This is a genomic window from Cellulomonas sp. IC4_254 (assembly GCF_011603975.1).
GTDB lineage: Bacteria > Actinomycetota > Actinomycetes > Actinomycetales > Cellulomonadaceae > Cellulomonas.
Genome location: NZ_JAANNB010000371.1, coordinates 1 through 1,343 on the forward strand (window position 1 = coordinate 1; position 1,343 = coordinate 1,343).

The window sequence follows — 1,343 nt, forward strand, 5'->3', positions numbered from 1 at the left end:
GTTCGCCGGTTCCGCGCCCAGGGCCGCCGCGCAACCGGCGAACTCGCGCCGCGGGCACCCGCCGCCGCGCCTCAGTCCGGGACCAGACCCAGGCGGCGGGCCGCGGGGACCGCCCGCAGCACCCCGCGGGCCGCCGCGCCGCCGGTGGCGACGAGCACGTCGACGTGCGTGCGGGTGGCGGGGAAGATCCGGGCGCCCGTCGCGTACCGGGCGTCGAACGCCGGGTCGAAGAACGGCGCGTCGGTGGTGGCGAGCAGGTAGGTCATGCTCGCGACCCGGCCGACCGAACCGGGGCTGTACCGCCGGTGCGCCTCGGCGTACGCGTCGAGGAACCCGAACCAGGCCGACCCGGAGCGCAGCGCGTACCCGGTCCACAGCGTGCTGCCGCCCGCGGCGAGCCGGACCACCCGCAGGTCCTTGTCCCGTCGGAACCCGCCGACGACCGCGCGGAACCAGCGCTCCGCGACCGGGTCGAGCGCGAGCGCGGCCCCGCCCCGCCGGGCGTCGCCCTTCCACCCGGCGGCCTGGAGCGCGATGAAGTCGTCGTCGGCGCGCGGGTCGTCGGTGACGTCGTGCAGCTCCAGCGGACCGCCCGCCTCGCGCGCGAGCCCCCGGACCCCGCGGCGCATGTTCCGGCGCTCGTCGGTCGCCATGTGGTCCCACGCCAGCGGCGGGTCGACGACCGGCCCGGGACCCTCCGGCACCTCGGGGACGGCGACGTCCGCCCGCGGCGCGAACGCGGCCACCTGCCGCCGGCGCTCCAGCACCGCCGTGCCGTCCGCCGCCGCGACCTCGGCGAGCGCTCGCTCCACCGGCCCGCCGAGCGGCAGGTGCTGGAGCTGGAGCAGCCCGGGCAGCCCCGCGCGCCGGGCGCCGCCGAGCAGGCCACGGAGCGCCGCCACCTCCCGCCCGGCCCGCAGCAGCGGGTGGTGCCGGTCGGCGTGCCCGGTCATGAACGACCCGCCGGTCGTCGCGGCCCGCAGCGGCAGCCGCGGGGCGAGCGGCTTGGTCGTGACCGCGAGCGCCGCCAGCCACTCGCGGCCGTCCTCGACCACGAGCAGCCGGAGGTCGGCCGCCGCGCGCCCGCGGTCGCGCGCGGGGAGCAGGAACCGCGGGTCCAGGTAGACGTTCGGCTCGGCGGCGCGGTCGGCCAGGCGGTGCCAGGCCTCCGCCTCCGCGCCGGTGACGTCGGCGAGCGTGAGCAGCCGGGTCCGCACGATGTCCTCCCCCCGGCACGCCCGGTCCTGACGTGCCCGAGCGCGAGCGTAGGAGCACGTTTGTCCCGTTTTGGGCGGTTTTCGGGGTGAACCGAATGGCGACCGCGCGGGCGGGATCCCCGCGTG

At 78.9% G+C, this 1,343-nt stretch carries 1 protein-coding gene; it reads right to left on the reverse strand.

Annotation, left to right across the window (positions count from 1 at the left end; genetic code table 11):
* Nucleotides 1–71: 71 nt before the first annotated feature.
* Nucleotides 72–1,217 carry a GNAT family N-acetyltransferase gene (locus tag G6556_RS20330; protein WP_166944678.1) on the reverse strand — a complete coding sequence of 382 codons (1,146 nt, stop codon included), beginning with the start codon at nucleotides 1,215–1,217 and terminating at the stop codon, nucleotides 72–74.
* Nucleotides 1,218–1,343 lie beyond the last annotated feature (126 nt).